The 16766-nt window shown below is 41.1% G+C and carries 19 protein-coding genes; 2 read left to right on the top strand and 17 right to left on the bottom strand.

Annotated features, from left to right (window positions below; all coding sequences use genetic code 11):
- Positions 1–262: 262 nt before the first annotated feature.
- The 12 genes from ACZ5Q0_RS12065 to ACZ5Q0_RS12010 all read right to left on the bottom strand — a co-directional run bounded on the left by ACZ5Q0_RS12065 (position 263) and on the right by ACZ5Q0_RS12010 (position 9980).
- Positions 263–823 carry a DUF6115 domain-containing protein gene (locus ACZ5Q0_RS12065; protein WP_446820484.1) on the bottom strand — a complete coding sequence of 187 codons (561 nt, stop codon included), beginning with the start codon at positions 821–823 and terminating at the stop codon, positions 263–265.
- A 17-nt stretch (positions 824–840) separates the two neighbouring features.
- Positions 841–1161 (bottom strand): hypothetical protein, encoded by a 321-nt coding sequence (locus ACZ5Q0_RS12060; RefSeq protein WP_446820486.1) that lies wholly within the window; start codon positions 1159–1161, stop codon positions 841–843.
- 12 nt (positions 1162–1173) lie between these two features.
- On the bottom strand, positions 1174–2580 hold the full coding sequence (locus tag ACZ5Q0_RS12055; RefSeq protein WP_446820487.1) for a DUF342 domain-containing protein: 1407 nt from the start codon (positions 2578–2580) through the stop codon (positions 1174–1176).
- 100 nt (positions 2581–2680) lie between these two features.
- Complete coding sequence (locus tag ACZ5Q0_RS12050) at positions 2681–3454, bottom strand: FliA/WhiG family RNA polymerase sigma factor (RefSeq protein ID WP_446820488.1); 774 nt, start codon at positions 3452–3454, stop codon at positions 2681–2683.
- Positions 3454–3939: a chemotaxis protein CheD gene (locus ACZ5Q0_RS12045; protein WP_446820489.1), complete on the bottom strand. Its 486-nt coding sequence runs from the start codon at positions 3937–3939 to the stop codon at positions 3454–3456. Before ACZ5Q0_RS12045 ends, ACZ5Q0_RS12050 begins: the two co-directional genes overlap by 1 nt.
- Positions 3939–4565, bottom strand: coding sequence for a chemotaxis protein CheC (locus ACZ5Q0_RS12040; protein ID WP_446820490.1), 627 nt, complete (start codon positions 4563–4565; stop codon positions 3939–3941). The genes ACZ5Q0_RS12045 and ACZ5Q0_RS12040 overlap by 1 nt, the downstream gene beginning before the upstream one ends.
- Before the next feature lie 23 nt (positions 4566–4588).
- On the bottom strand, positions 4589–5053 hold the full coding sequence (locus ACZ5Q0_RS12035) for a chemotaxis protein CheW (protein ID WP_446820491.1): 465 nt from the start codon (positions 5051–5053) through the stop codon (positions 4589–4591).
- Between the two features lie 12 nt (positions 5054–5065).
- Positions 5066–7072 carry a chemotaxis protein CheW gene (locus tag ACZ5Q0_RS12030; RefSeq protein WP_446820492.1) on the bottom strand — a complete coding sequence of 669 codons (2007 nt, stop codon included), beginning with the start codon at positions 7070–7072 and terminating at the stop codon, positions 5066–5068.
- A 35-nt stretch (positions 7073–7107) separates the two neighbouring features.
- Positions 7108–8178, bottom strand: a complete 1071-nt coding sequence (locus tag ACZ5Q0_RS12025) for a protein-glutamate methylesterase/protein-glutamine glutaminase (RefSeq protein ID WP_446820494.1) — start codon at positions 8176–8178, stop codon at positions 7108–7110.
- Between the two features lie 15 nt (positions 8179–8193).
- Positions 8194–8847: a flagellar brake protein gene (locus ACZ5Q0_RS12020; protein ID WP_446820495.1), complete on the bottom strand. Its 654-nt coding sequence runs from the start codon at positions 8845–8847 to the stop codon at positions 8194–8196.
- A gap of 12 nt (positions 8848–8859) precedes the next feature.
- Entirely contained in the window at positions 8860–9762 is a 903-nt protein-coding gene (locus ACZ5Q0_RS12015; RefSeq protein WP_446820497.1) for a MinD/ParA family protein, read from the bottom strand.
- Entirely contained in the window at positions 9759–9980 is a 222-nt protein-coding gene (locus tag ACZ5Q0_RS12010; RefSeq protein WP_464827153.1) for a hypothetical protein, read from the bottom strand. Before ACZ5Q0_RS12010 ends, ACZ5Q0_RS12015 begins: the two co-directional genes overlap by 4 nt.
- A 106-nt stretch (positions 9981–10086) precedes the next feature.
- Between ACZ5Q0_RS12010 and ACZ5Q0_RS12005 the strand changes: the two genes are divergently transcribed.
- Entirely contained in the window at positions 10087–10404 is a 318-nt protein-coding gene (locus tag ACZ5Q0_RS12005; RefSeq protein ID WP_447182485.1) for a transposase, read from the top strand.
- Positions 10389–11324 (top strand): IS3 family transposase, encoded by a 936-nt coding sequence (locus tag ACZ5Q0_RS12000; protein ID WP_447182850.1) that lies wholly within the window; start codon positions 10389–10391, stop codon positions 11322–11324. The genes ACZ5Q0_RS12005 and ACZ5Q0_RS12000 overlap by 16 nt, the downstream gene beginning before the upstream one ends.
- Positions 11325–11411: 87 nt before the next feature.
- On the opposite strand, the gene flhF is transcribed toward ACZ5Q0_RS12000, so the two are convergent.
- From flhF to fliQ, 5 genes are all read right to left on the bottom strand, one after another.
- Positions 11412–12317 carry a flagellar biosynthesis protein FlhF gene (gene flhF, locus ACZ5Q0_RS11995; RefSeq protein WP_447182572.1) on the bottom strand — a complete coding sequence of 302 codons (906 nt, stop codon included), beginning with the start codon at positions 12315–12317 and terminating at the stop codon, positions 11412–11414.
- Entirely contained in the window at positions 12314–14383 is a 2070-nt protein-coding gene (flhA, locus tag ACZ5Q0_RS11990; protein WP_446820499.1) for a flagellar biosynthesis protein FlhA, read from the bottom strand. The genes flhF and flhA overlap by 4 nt, the downstream gene beginning before the upstream one ends.
- A 191-nt stretch (positions 14384–14574) precedes the next feature.
- Positions 14575–15678: a flagellar biosynthesis protein FlhB gene (flhB, locus tag ACZ5Q0_RS11985; RefSeq protein WP_446820500.1), complete on the bottom strand. Its 1104-nt coding sequence runs from the start codon at positions 15676–15678 to the stop codon at positions 14575–14577.
- 2 nt (positions 15679–15680) lie between these two features.
- Positions 15681–16445, bottom strand: coding sequence for a flagellar biosynthetic protein FliR (gene fliR, locus ACZ5Q0_RS11980; protein ID WP_446820501.1), 765 nt, complete (start codon positions 16443–16445; stop codon positions 15681–15683).
- Positions 16446–16458: 13 nt separating this feature from the next.
- Positions 16459–16731, bottom strand: a complete 273-nt coding sequence (gene fliQ, locus ACZ5Q0_RS11975; protein WP_446820502.1) for a flagellar biosynthesis protein FliQ — start codon at positions 16729–16731, stop codon at positions 16459–16461.
- Positions 16732–16766 lie beyond the last annotated feature (35 nt).

Here is a 16766-nt window from a genome sequence, read left to right as displayed (position 1 = left end):
AGTTAATTCCTCCGCTCTTTCATCCCTCCTGATAACCGCCTTAGCAGCACTAACCAGAAAGTCCGCAGCGTGTGTAATTACCAAAAAATAATATACCATATGGTTGATTGATTTGGCAACCAGTTGGTTGTTGTAACATGATAAATATAACCAAATTAGAATTATTCCATTTCCCCAATTACAATTAAATGTCCCCGGATATATTTTCCCCATATAACCAAGCTTTAAAATTAATAGGGAGCCTAATGGGGGCTCCCGTAATCTAACCTACCTTTTTTTTACCGGCCAGGTTAAGCATAAGGCTGATTTCCCCCTGACCGCGGTTCATTTGCCGGGCTATTTCCCTTATGGTCATACCACTATCATAAAGTTCGCAGACCTTACCATAAACATTAGCTGAGTAACTCTCTGGTGATTCTACCAGCCTTTGTTCATCTTGCCCATGATTAATCGCCTTTTCCTTATTTGTCCATTCCTGTAAATAAAGTTTTATATCAATATTATCATCCGGCTCATTAAGGTCGGCCGAGACTGTATTATCCGGTACTTTAACTTCTTTCCCGTCTGAAATATCATTTTGGTTACCAGAGTTTAGCTGTCCAGCTTTTTGTATTTGCAATTGAATTTGTTCAACCGAATGTTCAGTTACCTGAATAGTCTGTAACATTAATTCTTCTAAATCTTGTTTTACCGTTTTGGCTTCCATTATTAAGGCTTGTAACTCTTGTGAATAGTTACTAAGGTGTAGAATATACCGGTACACCACTACTAAGGTTATTCCCATTATTATTATGGCCAGGATGAGGAGAAAATTAACCATCATTCACCCGCCTTTACCCTCTAAGCTTTAATATCTATAGTATTACCCCGGGTTAGATCCTTAAATGCCTCTAACTCAGGATCAGCAACGTTTTCTTTTCTTTTGGCCTGCTTAAACTTTTTCTTTTTTTTATGCTCCGATTCCTGCTTATCTTGAATAAGGGCAGATTCATTTTGCTCTAACTTATTTACAGTCTTACTGTTCATAGCGGTTTGCAGATTAATATACTGGTTGTTTTCCTGCTGGCGCTGGTTATGTTCTAGTCTTTCTGACTGCTGAATTTTAGCCACCTCACCTACTTTTTGCACCAGAACTTGCATATCAATACTACGAATCGTCATCCATCATTCCCCCTATCTTAGAGGTGCCAGTCGTATTTCCCCTCCCTCAAGAATAAACTCGGAATATTTAATGGGATCGTTTACTAAATACATAGATTGACCGATACTAATACGAACTCCAGGACAGGCAACCTGCAGCACCCGTACTTTACCCGTCTGTATCTTTTCGAATTCACTTTCCAGGAATGCAATTCTTTCTTCCATATTGGAAATCTCCTGGCGGATAGATTTAAATTGATCCAGTATCCTAATTAATGCCAGACGCTTGCGCTCACTCAATTCATCTATAGATATTCCACTTCTCTGATAAGTTTGTAGATTATGATTAAGATTATCCAGGTAATTTTTTTTCTCGGTACGAATGCGGTTAAGCTGCTGGTATTCCTCCCTATAATGAGGATTTATCCCTACTTCAACCACAGTCTGAGTGGCCAGCTGTGATCCTAATATCTTACACTCAATAGTTTGCGACGCCTGTACCCGACCACCGACGATAGCGGCTTTGCGGTCGGTTACCTTTACACTACCACCAGCTTTAATAAGAGACTGCATTATGGCCTCGCCAACCTGGATATCTATTCCGGCCTCTACCCGGGAATTTTCTATAAAACGGGCATATATATTCTGACCTGCCCTTACATATCCCTTAGGGCCAGTGGTTATTCCCCCTTTAACCATAATGTTTCCAGAAGCCTTTACCTCTCCTCCCTCAATAAACCCGGTTATTTCCAAGTCCCCTCCCGCATAAACTTTAAAACCAGTAGTTACATTTCCATTTATGAGAATATTACCTATAAAATCAATATTCCCCGTAGCATAATCAATATCCTGGGATATAACCAGAACCTGTTCAATAGATACCCGGCCATCAACCACATTAACATGACCATCACTACCAGCATACAGGCAGCATCCTTCATCATCACAAAAGGTGTTTTTACCCCGAGGAAGGACTACATCCTTGCCTTTACGGGCAGCAACTTCCTGTCCATGAACATTGATACCTGGAATTCCATCAGTAGGGGGAATTCGTTCTACCAGTACTTCCCCGGTACGTACATTATGTATTAATTCCAGGTTATGATGATCAACATTGCCTTTTTCATCTAACTTAGGTCCGGTTCGTTCTCCTGGCAAGGGAAACTTATACACCAGGCGGGCATCCTTACCATCAACTGGTTCCTGCCCCCTAGCTACTACTACCTTTTTGTTCCAATTGCCGGGTTGCAACGCCCTGGCAATTGATTCTTCCATCATTCCATAAACTACCTGTTTTCCCTGGAGGGCTTTATCCACCTGTTCCCTGGTACATGGTTTTCCATTTCCTACTGGAGCTGTAATTTCGATGTAACCCACAAGTTTATCGGGGCTTAGACTTACAATAACTGCACCGTTCTCCTGATTATTGCTGGTTGTCATCTTTCTCACCCCTTTTAAAATATCCGGATAACCCTCTAATTTTCGAGAACGGTCTTATAAATATTGCAGGTTAACAACTTTAACATTTGCCATTGAAATTCTAAACAACTAAATATTTCTTTTTACTAAGACTGCCACGTAATCTTAGTATGGCCTTAGTATGCAGCTGGGATATCCTGGATTCAGATAAATTAAGTATGAAACCAATCTCTTTTAGCGTTAATCCCTCATAATAATAGAAATATATAACAGCTTTCTCCTTTTCCGGTAGACGTGAAATAGAATGGGCTAATACCTCTTTAACTTCGCCTAATTCCACCATTTTTTCGGCATCAGGCGTATTCTGATCCTCCAGCATATCGATATTTCTTTTTTTGTTGTCTTCACCATCAGCCCCAGGTAAAAAATCATCTAATGATATTATCGTCGTAGAGGCCACTTCTCTTAATAGTACAGCAAAAGCATCCAGGCTGATACCCATTTCTGCCGCTATCTCTGCGTCAGTAGCTGCTCTACCTAAACTGGCTTCTAAACGTGCATAAACTTTTTCTAATTCTTTACTTTTTTGCCGGACCGAAACTGGCACCCAGTCCATACTCCGCAGTCCATCAATAATTGATCCCCTAATACGGGTTACAGCATAGGTTTCAAATTTTATGTTGCGCTTTAGGTCAAATTTACCTATGGCATCTATTAATCCTTCTATACCATAGGAGATGAGTTCATCTATTTCTACCACCGACGATAAATTAATGGCCAACCGGTGGGCAATATATTTGACCAGAGGAGCATACTGAATTATCAATGCATCGCGAGCCTCGGGATCATCTTTTTCTTTATAACTAATCCATAAGGCTTTTACATCATCTTTCATTAAATAATTCGCTCCCCATGTCCAATGGTACGTATCAGCAATTCACCACTCTCCGGCGCAAAGGTTATGGTTCTGCCATAATTACCACCAACATCTTTGGCTACCAGGCTGATTTTATGCTTTTCCAGGTTTTCTTCTACGGCGACAGCATTACGCTGCCCGATTTTCATAATGTCGCTTTCACCGGAGAATTTAAACATTTGAGCTCCCCCGGCTATTTTAGCCAGCAATCGGGATCGTCTAGCTCCCTGTTTCTCCATCTCTTCCAGAACTAGTTCAATGGCACTATCCGCAAATTTCGCCCGGTTCTGGTTGTTTTTGGCGTTTTGGCTGGATGGCAACATTATATGGGCTAGACATCCTAATTTCAAAGACCTGTCGTATATACAAATACCTATGCACGAACCTAGTCCTGCCGTTATCAACTTATCAGGTGCTTTGGCCAGCTTTAGGTCAGCCATGCCCACCTGGATTATTCTCCCCATCAATAACTCACCCCAAGCGCAGTTAAAATACTATTCAGCGTTCCAGGTTCCGGCAAGAGGAAAAAGTGTCCTACAACATCATACTGGTCTTTTTTAAAGTTGGTTTCCAGTACTAAAACATGATCAGCAATCTCACCAAACTGAGCTAGAATAGCATCTAAAATAGCCCCGGCCATATCAATTCCCAGAGCCGGCACCGAAGGTACAAAAGCTATTTGGGTGAACATGTAAAGAGCATTCAGATAGGTTGCCGATATGATATTTCCCAGCTCCATCATAGCCGACATATCCAATTCACTCATCGCATTAGGATTAGTAGTACCGGCCGGTTTACCCATTAGCATATCAACAAGTACACAAGCTTTATCGATCGGAAGGATAAAAAGTATGCTAGCCGGAGCTGCCCCGCTTACATAAAGATAAATACCTACTACATGTACATCGGCACCTCCGATTAAATTCGGTACTTCATTAAAGGGAAGTATATTTACACTGGGAACACTCATATCAATCTTTGAATTAACTAACTGGGCCAGAGCAGTAGCTGCATTACCAGCTCCTATGTTGCCTATTTCCCGCAGGGCATCTAGCTGAAGATTGGACAGATTGCTAAAATCATCTATCAAAGTTATCACCTACTTTGGCTTATCTATTCAATTATTTTCAACAAATCAAGCAATATAAGTAAACGACCATCGATTTTTGCAATTCCTTTTATGTGCTCGGTATCAATAGCACTGTATACTTTTTCGGTAGACTCTATGTCCATCCGGCTAATACGTAGTACCTCTGAAACTTCGTCAACAATGATTCCTGCTTTAATATCATCAAACTGAAATACTATAATCCGCTTATCTTCTTCATTACCGGTGGATCCCAGATTAAACCTAGTATGTAAGTTAATAACAGGAATAATGTTCCCGCGCAGGTTAATAACACCTTCGATATGCTTTTCAGTACGGGGAACCCTGGTAATATTCAATAAACGTATAATCTCTTGAACATTAAGTATGTCCACAGCGTATTCTTCATTACCCAGTTGAAAAGCAACCACCTGAATTTCCTCTTTATCCAGATAATCACCCTGAGCATTAATATTTATAGTATCTTCCACTATTGCACCCCCCTAAAAAAGTGTAGCTATATCCAAAATAAGCCTTACATTACCATCACCGGCCACTATGGCACCTGCTATTCCCGGTACACCACCTAGTAATTTACCTAATGACTTAATTACAATTTCCTGTTGACCGATAAGGGTATCTACCACCAGACCTATCTGCTTTTCGGCTTTACGAACTACTACTACATACATATCATTACCATTTTCCCCCTCACCACCTGGTATTTCCAGTAAAGTAGACAGACGGAACAATGGCAGAACATTCCCCCGCAGCATAATGACTTCCTGATTTTGTACCATTTTAATATCATCACAGGTGATCATAGTAGTTTCATCAACAGAACTTAACGGAATGGCATAGATTTCATTACGTACCGCAACCATCAGTGCCTGAATTATGGCCAGGGTAAGCGGAAGTTTTATTTTAAATCGAGTACCCGCCCCTGGTCTGTTATCTACTTGAATTTCACCATTCAAAGACTCGATCTTGTTTTTTACCACATCTAACCCTACACCACGACCAGAAACATCAGTAACATCGTTGGCCGTGCTAAAACCGGCATCGAAAAGGAGGTTAATAACCTCCGCCTCACTTAAATTTTCCGACTCGTGAGCCGGTATAAGACCTTTCTCTATGGCCTTTTGTTTGACTTTAGCAATATTTATGCCTTTACCATCATCCTCGACCTCAATATAAACATTGTTACCTTCGTGACGGGCACGCAACATAACCGTACCTTGGCTTAACTTTCCATTACTTACCCGCTCTGCCGGCGACTCAATGCCATGATCAACAGCATTACGTAATAAATGTACTAAGGGATCGCCAATTTCATCAATAACCGTCCGATCTAACTCGGTTTCTTTTCCTTCTATAATAAAATCAACTTCTTTATTCAGTTCTTTAGCTAGATCTCTAACCATACGGGGAAAACGGTTAAAAACCTGTTCAATAGGTACCATACGTACTTTCATAACTACTGACTGCAGGTCGGAACTTACCCGATCAATTTGTTCGATTGTCTCATTGAGATCAGATAATTTTTGTGTACTTCCAATCTGCTCCAATCTTCCTTTATGCATCACCAATTCGCCCACTAGGTTCATCAAATTATCCAGCCGCTCAATATCTACCCTGACAGTTTGCTTTACCTTATGGTGTTTCTTATGTTCGTCCATACTGTGTTGATCATGCTCTTCCCGATTGGCAGTAGATTTATGAACATCGGTAGTAGTGATGTTATCAAGCTCAACGGGTTCTACATATACTGGTCTAACTTCAGAAATACTGCTTAAACGTTTGGTCAAATCTGAGGCCTCAGACTGGGTTACCACCACCAGGTCAATGAAGCGATCAAATTTCCCTTCATCTAAATCCTGAGCCGCCGGTACCGACTTAATAATTTCGCTGTCTTCTTCTAAGGTTTTAAAGACCATAAAGGCCCGCACTAATTTCATTAAGCAATCCCGATCTACTTCCACCCTGATGTGATATATGCTAAAGTTCTTCCCCGCCGCCTCTTTAATAACAGCAATATCATAATTATTAAATTCGAGGGGGTTGGGATCTTCTGTAATCACGGGCGGATCAACCGCTATTTCTGTAGCAGCAGCCGCCTCATAATTACCCGTTTTTATGTTTTCCAATACATTGATAAGATCCATGTTGTCATATTCCCCAGAACTGGTATTTTCAATTTTATCTATAATAACCTGAATACGATCAAAACACTTGAACAATGTATCTACTACGGTAGTATTAACCTTTAGTACCCCTTCCTTTAAATCCGCCAGGACATCTTCCATATGATGGGTCAAATCAGCCAGATCTTCATACCCCATGGTTGATGACATTCCTTTTAAAGTATGGGCGGCACGAAATATCTCGTTTAAAGAAGATAAATCCCCCTGGTTCTTTTCCAGTTCTAATAGACTCTGGTTAAGATTGCTTAAATGTTCCCGGCTCTCCTCCAAAAAAATATCCAAATACTGTGACATATCCATTTTCATTAGAACTACCACCTCCTTGGAAAAATAAGGGTATTTTAAAGCATTTTCATGACCTCACTGCTAATCTCATGAAGTGGTACAATTTTGTCCACCTTACCAGTTGCTACCGCCGCTTTAGGCATCCCATAAACTATGCAGGTAGACTGGTGCTCGGCAATAATTTTACCGCCTTTATCTTTAATAAGTTGGATGCCCCAGGCACCATCGTTTCCCATACCAGTCATGATGACACATACCATATGAGACCAGAAGTGCTGGGCCGCCGATTCAAACATTACATCAACTGATGGTCGAAGCCCCTGCCGGGCTGGAGACTGATCTAATTGTATGAAAAGTTCCCGGTTTTCACCAGCGAAGCTGCTCTTTAACTTAAGATGATAGTCGCCCGGGGCAATGTAAACACAACCGGGAAGCACCTTTTCTCCATGTTCCGCTTCCTTAACTCGCAGACTGGAAAGGGAATCCAGCCGTTCTGCTAAAGACCGGGTAAACCCGGGCGGCATATGCTGAACAATTAAAACTCCGGCATTTAAATTGGCGGGCAGCCCGGGAATAACCTGATGAAGTGCCTTAGGCCCCCCGGTGGAAGTTCCAATAAGAAGTAATTTGTTTAGGGGAGTTATGATATTACCTTTAGGCTTGTCCATCAAAGTTGGCTTATGGCCCCTAATTAAGGTATTACTCTTAAAATTCGTCAATCTTTTCCTGGTACCTGCTGCTATTTTTATTTTTCTAATAATGTCATCTTTTACCGTTTCAATATCCAAAGATATCTGGCCGGATGGCTTAGGAATAAAATCTACCGCCCCTAGTTGCAGGGCTTTAAAGGTCTGTTCTGCTCCCCGGCTGGTTACGCTGCTCAGCATAATTACCGGCACCGGATGTAAAGCCATAATTCTGGCTAAAGCCGTAAGCCCATCAACCCCAGGCATTTCCACATCCATAGTTACCACATCCGGATGTAATTCCTGTACTTTTCCCAGAGCATCCTGGCCGTCCCGCGCTTTCCCAACCACTTCCATATCCGGGTTGCTGTTAATGATATCGGTTAAAACTTTGCGCATAAAAGCCGAATCATCAACTACCAGCACCCTGGTTTTTTTCACTTTGCATTCTCCCCTTTATTCTAGCAATCCTTTGCGAATCCATTCACGCTGTTTATTAAAAATAAATTTAAAAATGCGATCCCGCTGTCCTTCAGTAATGTTATCGAACTCAACAGCCACCTGCATACCGCCAATACGTTCTGGACTGTGAAGAAGCCTTACCACCTGTGCACCACAGCATATGGATTCATCTTCTGAAAGCTGCAATTCAAACTCTAGCTGGTCAGTTAGTTTGATCTCGGCACTAGTTATAAACATAGCTCCTCCTGCACTAATATCCATAGTGGTTCCTGCCTCAATTTTCTCTTCCTCCGCTTCACTAACAATCCGGAAGCGTACAGGTAATGCTACTGCTAGGCGAACATAATTGCGTTTTTGCTGAACTGAAAAAATCTCCTCTGGTTTGGCTACAATTAAGACGGGAATAGGATGATGACGACGTCCTAGCACCTGCGTATCAAAACCATAGGTACTGTTTTTGTAACGGAAAATTACCCGTATTTCCTGACCAGTACGCATTACCAGTACAATTCCCTTTTTCATAGGTGTTGCCAAATAAAGGTGTAGATCGGTAATTTCCTCAATCCGGGACGGAAGATAGGTTTTAATATCACCATCTTCCATTTCTATTTCTACTAGCTGATTTATTTTAATATCTTGAACTCTCATTCCCAACCCCCACTATTTTATGGCTGCCACAATCTTTTTAAAGAAGTTCCTGATCCCCATATTTTTTATATCTTCCAAAGTATCCTCCTGGTCATGATCATTTAACAAATTATCAGCAATACAAAAAATATTACGGGCAGCAGTACTGCGGGGATAAAGATGAATAAACGGTTGTTGACGTCGTATACCTTCCCCTACAAGTGGTTCATTAACAACCCAACCTAAAAGTATAACTTTTAATGACAAATACTTTTGGCAAACCATCTTGAATTTTTCAGCCACAGCTATGCCTTCAGATTTATCCTGCACCCGGTTGATCACAATACCTATATTACCCTGATAAGAACACCTATCCATGGTCTTTACCAGGCCGTATGCATCAGCCAGTGCCGTCGGCTCAGGAGCAATGATTATAACGGCATCGTCGGCTGCCAATAGGAAAGTAATTACACTGCTAGATATCCCCGCTCCCGTATCTAAAATCATAAAATCATAGGTCCCGTCGATTTTCCCCATCTCTACCAGTAGGCGTTTTAATTCGGCGGTGCTTAAGTTAGCCAGTTCCTGAATACCGGACCCTCCCGGTAATATACTTATGCCGGCCGGTCCGGGAATAATAATATCCTGTACAGTTTTTCTTCCCTGCACAACATGGTAAATATTATACTTAGGTATAATTCCTAGCATTATATCCAAATTAGCTGTACCTAGATCAGCATCCATCAACAGTACTTTTTTTCCCTTCGAACACAGGGTTAAGGCCAGATTAAGGGCCAGGGTGCTTTTTCCCACTCCTCCCTTACCACTGCTAACCACTACTACCCGGGTTTTTTTTTGGTCCTGGGCCAACTCTAGTTCAATTTGTTGTTTTACTTTATAAGCCATTTGCCTTAATTTATCAGCCTGATCATTCATAAAACTTCACCTTTCCCCAGTACCATTCTGGCCAGATGAAGGGAATCGGGCACTTCTATATCATCGGGCACATTTTGGCCGGTAGTAAGATAAGCAATAGGCTTTTTGATCTGATATATAGCATTTAAAATTTGTCCGTAATTGTAGGTTTCATCTACTTTAGTAAATACTACTTTATCAATTCCTATTGCCTTAAACTGTTCATAGATGTTTACCATATCACTAGTTTCGGTAGTGACACTTAATACTAGTAACTCTTTAGCCCCCTAACCGACTTGGACAAAGTATCTTAATCTGGTACCTTTTAAAACAGGAGGGGGCAATATGCAACGTAAAAGGTACTCACAAGAATTTAAAGATCAGATTGTTAAAGAATCTCTGGAAGTTGGCAATGCCGCTATTGTGGCCCGGAAGAATGATTTATCTGCCAACATGGTCAGTCGTTGGGTTAGAGAACATAAGAATCACAATAGTATTGGAATAGGACCAATCCCTGTTAGAATCGGACCATATAATCAAAGCGCTAAAGCATTGGAATCTGAAAACGAGAAACTTAAAAAGTTGCTGGGCGAAAAAGACCTTGAAATAGCCATTCTTAAGGATCTTGTAAAAAAAACGAACCCACAATTCAAGATAAAGTAGATATATCCAGCAAATGGATATCAAGAGGATATCATAAAACCCTTGTATTGCGATTGGTCGGGCTTAGCCGCTCAACATACTATTACCATTTGAAGCATCCAGTTTCTGCACTTAATCACAGAGGCGGCCACCCGACAACTGCAAGTACCTGCACTAACGATGGCAGATTTGTAAGCAATGAACAGGTTAAAGAATGGCTTTGTGAACTCATCTTCGCTGAAGGAGAATACTATGGTTACCACAAATTAACCTGGGCGCTCAGACGGAAATACCAGCTTATCATCAATAAAAAGAAAGTATATCGTTTGTGTAAAGAACTGGATATATTGAAACCGCAGCGTAAACTTAAAGCAAAGCATCCCAGACGACTGGCACGGAACCATGAAATTACTTCTTCAAATCGTCTGTGGGAAATCGATCTCAAATACGGCTATATTACTGGAGAAAACCGTTTCTTTTATATTCTGCCTATCATAGACGTGTTTGATCGGGTTATTGTGGATTACCACATCGGCCTAAACTGTAATGCTCAGGATGCTGCACGTACTGTACAGGCAGCCATGTTTAAACGTCAGGTATATGGAACCGATGATTTAGTCATCCGAAGTGACAATGGGCCACAGTTTATCAGTCATCATTTTGATGAAAGCTGTATTAAATTCGGCGTTGAACATGAGCGTATTCCTTGTCGTACACCCAATAAAAATGCTCACATTGAATCTTTCAATGCCATCCTAGAAGGAGAATGTCTGAGCAAGCATGAATTCCAAAGTTATGCCGAAGCTTACGATACGGTAAGCCAATTCATAAAAGACTACAACGCAGTGCGGATTCATTCCAGTTTGAAATATCATACTCCAAATGAAGCGTACCACCTGTTACAGCAGAAATCCTTAAAAATCCAGTCTGTAAGGGTATAATAATGATCCTGGCAAAGCCAGTTTATATAAATTTTCAAATTCTAAGTATCAGCCAGACATTAAGAGTTTTTGTACAATATTAGGGGGTCAGTCCGGTAAGGTTTCATCCGGCCTGGCTACAGTAGCAAACTGTTTTAATTCCTCCATTTGCTGATGGTTATAAGGACTTCTACCAGCTGTATCAACAAAAATAATATCCTTTTCTTGATATTTTTCCATTGCTGCATTAAACTCGTCAGTTGTAAAGACTACGCTTATAGGTATGCCTATAATTTCTGCAAAAGTGCGCAGTTGATCTGCAGCTGAAATACGATAGGTATCCAAGGTAATTAAAGCTACTTTTTTGCGATCCACGAAGGTCATATTAGCTGCTAGTTTGGCAATAGTAGTAGTTTTACCTACCCCGGTGGGTCCAACCATAAACACCAGTTTACCTTTTTTATCGCCAGTTAAATCAATAGGTTTAACTCCTTGTACATATTCTCCCAGGGTATGCAGGCATACTTCTACTGCCCAGTTTTCATCAGTACGGCTACCTTGAGGCAACCTGGACTCCACGCTAGTTGCTATTTTTAGGGCAACCTCCCTATCTACCTGATTGGCCACCAGAGCATGGTAGAATTCCTGGACCTGTCCTGACATGCCTTTAATCAATTCTAATTCATTCATCTTAGTCTTTATATCCATCATGAGAGCATTCATTTTTTTCAATTCTTCTTCCAGGTTACTACCAGTGTAACCCTGTTCGTGGGATAATAGTAAATCATCGGAACGGGTAGGCGGAAGAACTACTTCCCGCCGGCGATCAGTATTTACTTTAAGGGCTTCATCCACCGCTACCGTAATTTCTACCTGTGGTGGTAATAAAAAAGCCAGCAGCCCTTTACGTCTTACCTGGTGGGAATGTAATATAATCGCATCGCGCCCCATTTCCTGTTTAGCTTGTTTTAAAGCAGTTTGGTAATCCCGGGCTACAAATTTTTTAATCTTCATGATGACACCATCCCGATAACCTCCACATTAACACTCGAGTCAATTTCATTATAGGAAAGAACTATCAGGTCGCTTAAAAACCGATCGATAAGGCGTTTAAAGTAGATGCGAAGTACTGGAGCACATAAAACCACCGGGGTAATCCCGCGCCGCACCTGTTCCTCATAAAAACGGGATAATTTATTAACTATATTCTGGACCAGATCAGGATCAACTGCTAGATAAGACCCGAAATCACTCTGCTGCACTGATTCACGCAGGGTATCTTCTAAGGCAGGATCAAGAGTAATTACTCTTAAGCGATTATCCTCACCGCTATATTGATGACTGATCTGCCTTTTTAACCCCTGGCGAACATATTCAGTAAGGACATCAGTATCCCTGGTAACACGGGAATAATCAGCCAGCGTTTCTAAAATGCTAACCATATCCCGGACTGATACCTGTTCCTTCAATAGATTAGAAAGTACCCTCTGCAATTCTCCCAAACTCATCAAATCAGGTATTAGCTCATCTACTACCGCTGAATTTTGTTCTTTTATGTAATCAATTATATTTTGGATTTCCTGCCGACCCAGCAGTTCAAAAGCATGAGCCTTTATTACCGAAGTTAAATGAGTTGCCAAAACGGAAGGAGGATCTACTACGGTATAACCCTTCATCTCTGCCGATTCCTTTTGAGAAGTATCTATCCAACGGGCCGGAAGATTAAAAGCTGGTTCACGAGTATCAATACCGCCCAGTTCTGAATCATTTTCGATTTCCGGTCCTATGGCCAAGTAATGATCTAGTATTAAATCACCGGAAGCAATCCCGGCTCCCTTTATTTTAATTACATAATTATTAGGTTTTAATTGCATATTATCCCTGATACGAATAGGAGGAACTATAAACCCAAGTTCTACTGCACATTGACGGCGAATCATAACTATCCGGTCTAGTAAATCCCCACCTTGATCAGCATCTACTAATGGAATAAGCCCATATCCCAGTTCCATCTCCATCTTTTCTACTTGTAGTAGCTCTACCACATTTTCCGGTTTTTTTATCTGTTCCGCTTCCTGTACCTCTTCGGTTTCCACTTCCTCTTCTATTTCAGCTGTTACATCGCGAAAGGTAAAAAACAGTAATCCAAAAAAAGCCGCCAGCGAATACATCGGAAATCTAGGTAGGCCAATAGTTCCGAGAATTACCAGAATAACAGCTGCTATTCCCAGTGCTTTAGGATAACCAAGGAGCTGACTTCCCATTTCCCGGCCCAGACTATTTTTAGAGGCACTGCGCGTAACTACTATACCAGTGGCAGTAGATATTAGCAGGGCAGGAATTTGAGTGACCAGCCCATCCCCTACGGTTAAAATTGTATATCTTTGGACTGCGTCTGCCATAGGCATCCCCTTCTGGGCCATGCCAATAATTAAACCACCGACAATATTTATAATAGTAATGATTATACCAGCAATAGCATCACCTTTAACAAACTTGCTGGCTCCATCCATGGCTCCATAAAAATCAGCTTCTCGCTGAATGTTTTCACGCCTTTGGCGGGCGGTATCTTCATTAATAAGACCAGCATTCAAATCAGCATCGATAGCCATTTGCTTTCCGGGCATAGCATCTAAAGTAAAACGAGCTCCTACTTCTGATACCCTTTCAGCTCCCCGGGTTATAACTATAAATTGGATAACCACAATGATGAGAAAAATTATAAATCCTACTACGGTATTACCCCCAACTACGAATGAGCCAAAGGAAGATATCACCTGTCCAGCCTCAGCATAAAGAAGTATTAGACGAGTGGAGGATACATTAAGAGCCAGGCGAAACATAGTCATTACCAGGAGTAAGGAGGGGAATACTGAGAAATCTAAAGGATCAGTGTTAAACATCGCTACCATCAATATAATAAGTGCGAATGAGATATTAAAAGTAAGTAATATATCCAATAGAACCGGCTTCATTGGAATAATCATCATCATGACAATGCTGATCACCAATACAGCTACTAGGATATCACTTCGTTCCAGCAGCTTTTCCATCAAACCTGCCCTGTTCCCCATTCTCATCCTCCTGGTTGTATCAATAATCCCCACTTGATTTATAATTGGTTTTTAAGGGTATAAATCTTATCGAACCGGACATTGCCACCATAGCCCCCCGGCCGATCCAAATTTGAATTATACATTTTCGGTAGACGCTTAATCATTTATGCTTTTAAAACAACTCGGAAACACGAATCGCCTGAAACTTATAACCCTTAATAAACCTGTTTCTGACGGTACACAAAAGCCAGAATCTCAGCTACAGCCTGGTAAAGTTCTTCCGGTACCAAATCCCCTATTTCAGTAGTATAGTATAACCCCCGAGCCAGAGGAGGATTTTCCACCACCATTACTCCATTTTCCTGAGCCACTTCACGGATTTTTAGAGCTATAAAATCCTGCCCCTTGGCGATTACAAGGGGAGCTTCCATCACATCGATTTTATATTGCAGGGCCACTGCAAAATGAGTAGGGTTAGTAATAACAACATCAGCACCCGGTACTTCTGCCATCATCCTCCGCATAGCTGCCTCCCGTTGAATTTGCTTCTGACGAGATTTAACTAAAGGATCCCCTTCGGTTTGCTTGTACTCTTGTTTAATATCATATTTGCTCATTTTGAGGGATTTTTCGTATTCGTACCACTGATAAATATAATCTAATACCCCGACAATTATAAAAGCTACCCCTACTTTTAGAGCCATTTCTATGACTATTTTGCTTAATACCACCAGGGTATCCCTTAACTCCATATCTACAAAGCGGGGAAATATATAAAAATATTTATTCAACACGGTATATACGATATAGCTGGTAACAACAACCTTAATCAGTGATTTAGTAAGTTCTACCAGAGCCCGCTTAGAAAAAATCCGTTTAAATCCTTCCCAAGGATTTAAACGTTCTAGTTTAGGAGTTAATACTTCCCCACTAAAAACAACTCCTACCTGTAGATAGGTAATCAGCAGAGCGCTTACAAAAGTAGCCAGTATAATAGGCAGGGTAATTTTACCCATGACTAAAAAGGCTTCTACCATCATATGGTAAACGTATTGATTAGAAAAATCCATTAAACTGCGATCCAGGAGATACAGGGCCGTAAACTCATGAAGACTGGCCACCGTCATAGGAAAAGTTAGATAAGCAGATACGCATCCAGCTAGCATAATAACAGCGGCATTTAAATCGGCACTTTTAAATACCTGTCCCTTATGACGTGCTTCTTCCCGGCGGCGTGGAGTAGCTTTTTCCGTTTTTTCTCCAGTATCGCCCTCGGCAAATAGCTGCAAATTAATTATAAATGGATAAACATCCTTCATTATCATAACCCCATGGTCATTATCACCTGGTCAAGGTAAGTAAAAAACCGGACAAATAACACATTAAAAACCCATATGTATACCGGCAGCAATATGAAAAGAGTTATTAAACCTACCAGGATTTTAAGCGGTAAACCGACTATAAATACATTCATCTGGGGAACCGTACGGGCAATAAATCCCATCGCAATATCTGCAGTCAAAACGGCAATAACAATCGGTGCAGAAATCTTTACCGCAATCACAAACATGTAAACTGAGATTTTTACAATTAGGTCGTAAAAACTCCCCGTTAAGTGCAGCCCCATTACGGGAACAACCTGGTAACTTTGCACAATAGCCTGTAAAAGATAATGATGTCCATCAATAGCCAGATACATCAATAAGGCCATTAATTGGATAAAGTTTCCCATTAGAGGTATCTGGGTACCTGATTGAGGATCGACCACATTCACAATACCAAAGCCCATTTGCATATCCATAATCTGACCGGCCAGTTGAATAGCTGCAAATACTGTATAAGCCACAATGCCTATGGTATAGCCAATAAACATTTCTAAAAATAAAGCAGCCAGATAATAGGCTGGAGAATCAAGATCAGCCGGATAATTTACCGGAACAAAATAGGCCAGGGTAGCTGAAATAATAACTACCATAAGTGCCTTAACTCTTACTGGCACCTGCCGATTGCTAAATATGGGAGCACTTAAGAAAAGCCCCGACATACGACCCAGGATAAAGAAAAAACTTTCTATGGAAAACGGCATAAAAAGTCCCATCCTAGATGGTTATCATCTGGGGTATGGAGGCAAACAGGTTCTGAGCAAAAGCTACTACCACGTTTAACATCCAGGGCCCAAAAATCACTATTACCAGCAATACCACAATAATTTTAGGGACAAACACCAGGGTCATTTCTTGAATCTGAGTAGTAGCCTGGAGTATGCTTATAACCAGACCAGTAATAAGGGCCGCTCCTAGAATGGGGGCGGAAACTAGCAGAACTGTCAAAATAGCTTCGTTGGCAATACTTAGAACCAAATCTTCAAACACGTTAAGGCACTCCCCTCTCCAGGTATGGTATAATC

The sequence above is a fragment of the Syntrophomonas erecta subsp. sporosyntropha genome (assembly GCF_055395365.1).
The sequence above is the reverse complement of the archived record's forward strand: the minus strand, read 5'-3'. Positions and strand labels throughout refer to the sequence as shown.

Excerpts from the sequence above, each read along its gene's own strand:
- flhB (WP_446820500.1), bottom strand. The coding sequence starts at position 15,678 with ATGAAGGATGTTTATCCATTTATAATTAATTTGCAGCTATTTGCCGAG.
- ACZ5Q0_RS12010 (WP_464827153.1), bottom strand. The coding sequence starts at position 9,980 with ATGGTAAACATCTATGAACAGTTTAAGGCAATAGGAATTGATAAAGTA.
- ACZ5Q0_RS12060 (WP_446820486.1), bottom strand. The coding sequence starts at position 1,161 with ATGACGATTCGTAGTATTGATATGCAAGTTCTGGTGCAAAAAGTAGGT.
- ACZ5Q0_RS12055 (WP_446820487.1), bottom strand. The coding sequence starts at position 2,580 with ATGACAACCAGCAATAATCAGGAGAACGGTGCAGTTATTGTAAGTCTA.
- ACZ5Q0_RS12015 (WP_446820497.1), bottom strand. The coding sequence starts at position 9,762 with ATGAATGATCAGGCTGATAAATTAAGGCAAATGGCTTATAAAGTAAAA.
- ACZ5Q0_RS12020 (WP_446820495.1), bottom strand. The coding sequence starts at position 8,847 with ATGAGAGTTCAAGATATTAAAATAAATCAGCTAGTAGAAATAGAAATG.
- flhA (WP_446820499.1), bottom strand. The coding sequence starts at position 14,383 with ATGAGAATGGGGAACAGGGCAGGTTTGATGGAAAAGCTGCTGGAACGA.
- ACZ5Q0_RS12065 (WP_446820484.1), bottom strand. The coding sequence starts at position 823 with ATGATGGTTAATTTTCTCCTCATCCTGGCCATAATAATAATGGGAATA.
- fliR (WP_446820501.1), bottom strand. The coding sequence starts at position 16,445 with ATGCCGTTTTCCATAGAAAGTTTTTTCTTTATCCTGGGTCGTATGTCG.
- ACZ5Q0_RS12045 (WP_446820489.1), bottom strand. The coding sequence starts at position 3,939 with ATGGGGAGAATAATCCAGGTGGGCATGGCTGACCTAAAGCTGGCCAAA.
- flhF (WP_447182572.1), bottom strand. The coding sequence starts at position 12,317 with ATGAAGATTAAAAAATTTGTAGCCCGGGATTACCAAACTGCTTTAAAA.
- ACZ5Q0_RS12050 (WP_446820488.1), bottom strand. The coding sequence starts at position 3,454 with ATGAAAGATGATGTAAAAGCCTTATGGATTAGTTATAAAGAAAAAGAT.
- ACZ5Q0_RS12005 (WP_447182485.1), top strand. The coding sequence starts at position 10,087 with ATGCAACGTAAAAGGTACTCACAAGAATTTAAAGATCAGATTGTTAAA.
- ACZ5Q0_RS12030 (WP_446820492.1), bottom strand. The coding sequence starts at position 7,072 with ATGAAAATGGATATGTCACAGTATTTGGATATTTTTTTGGAGGAGAGC.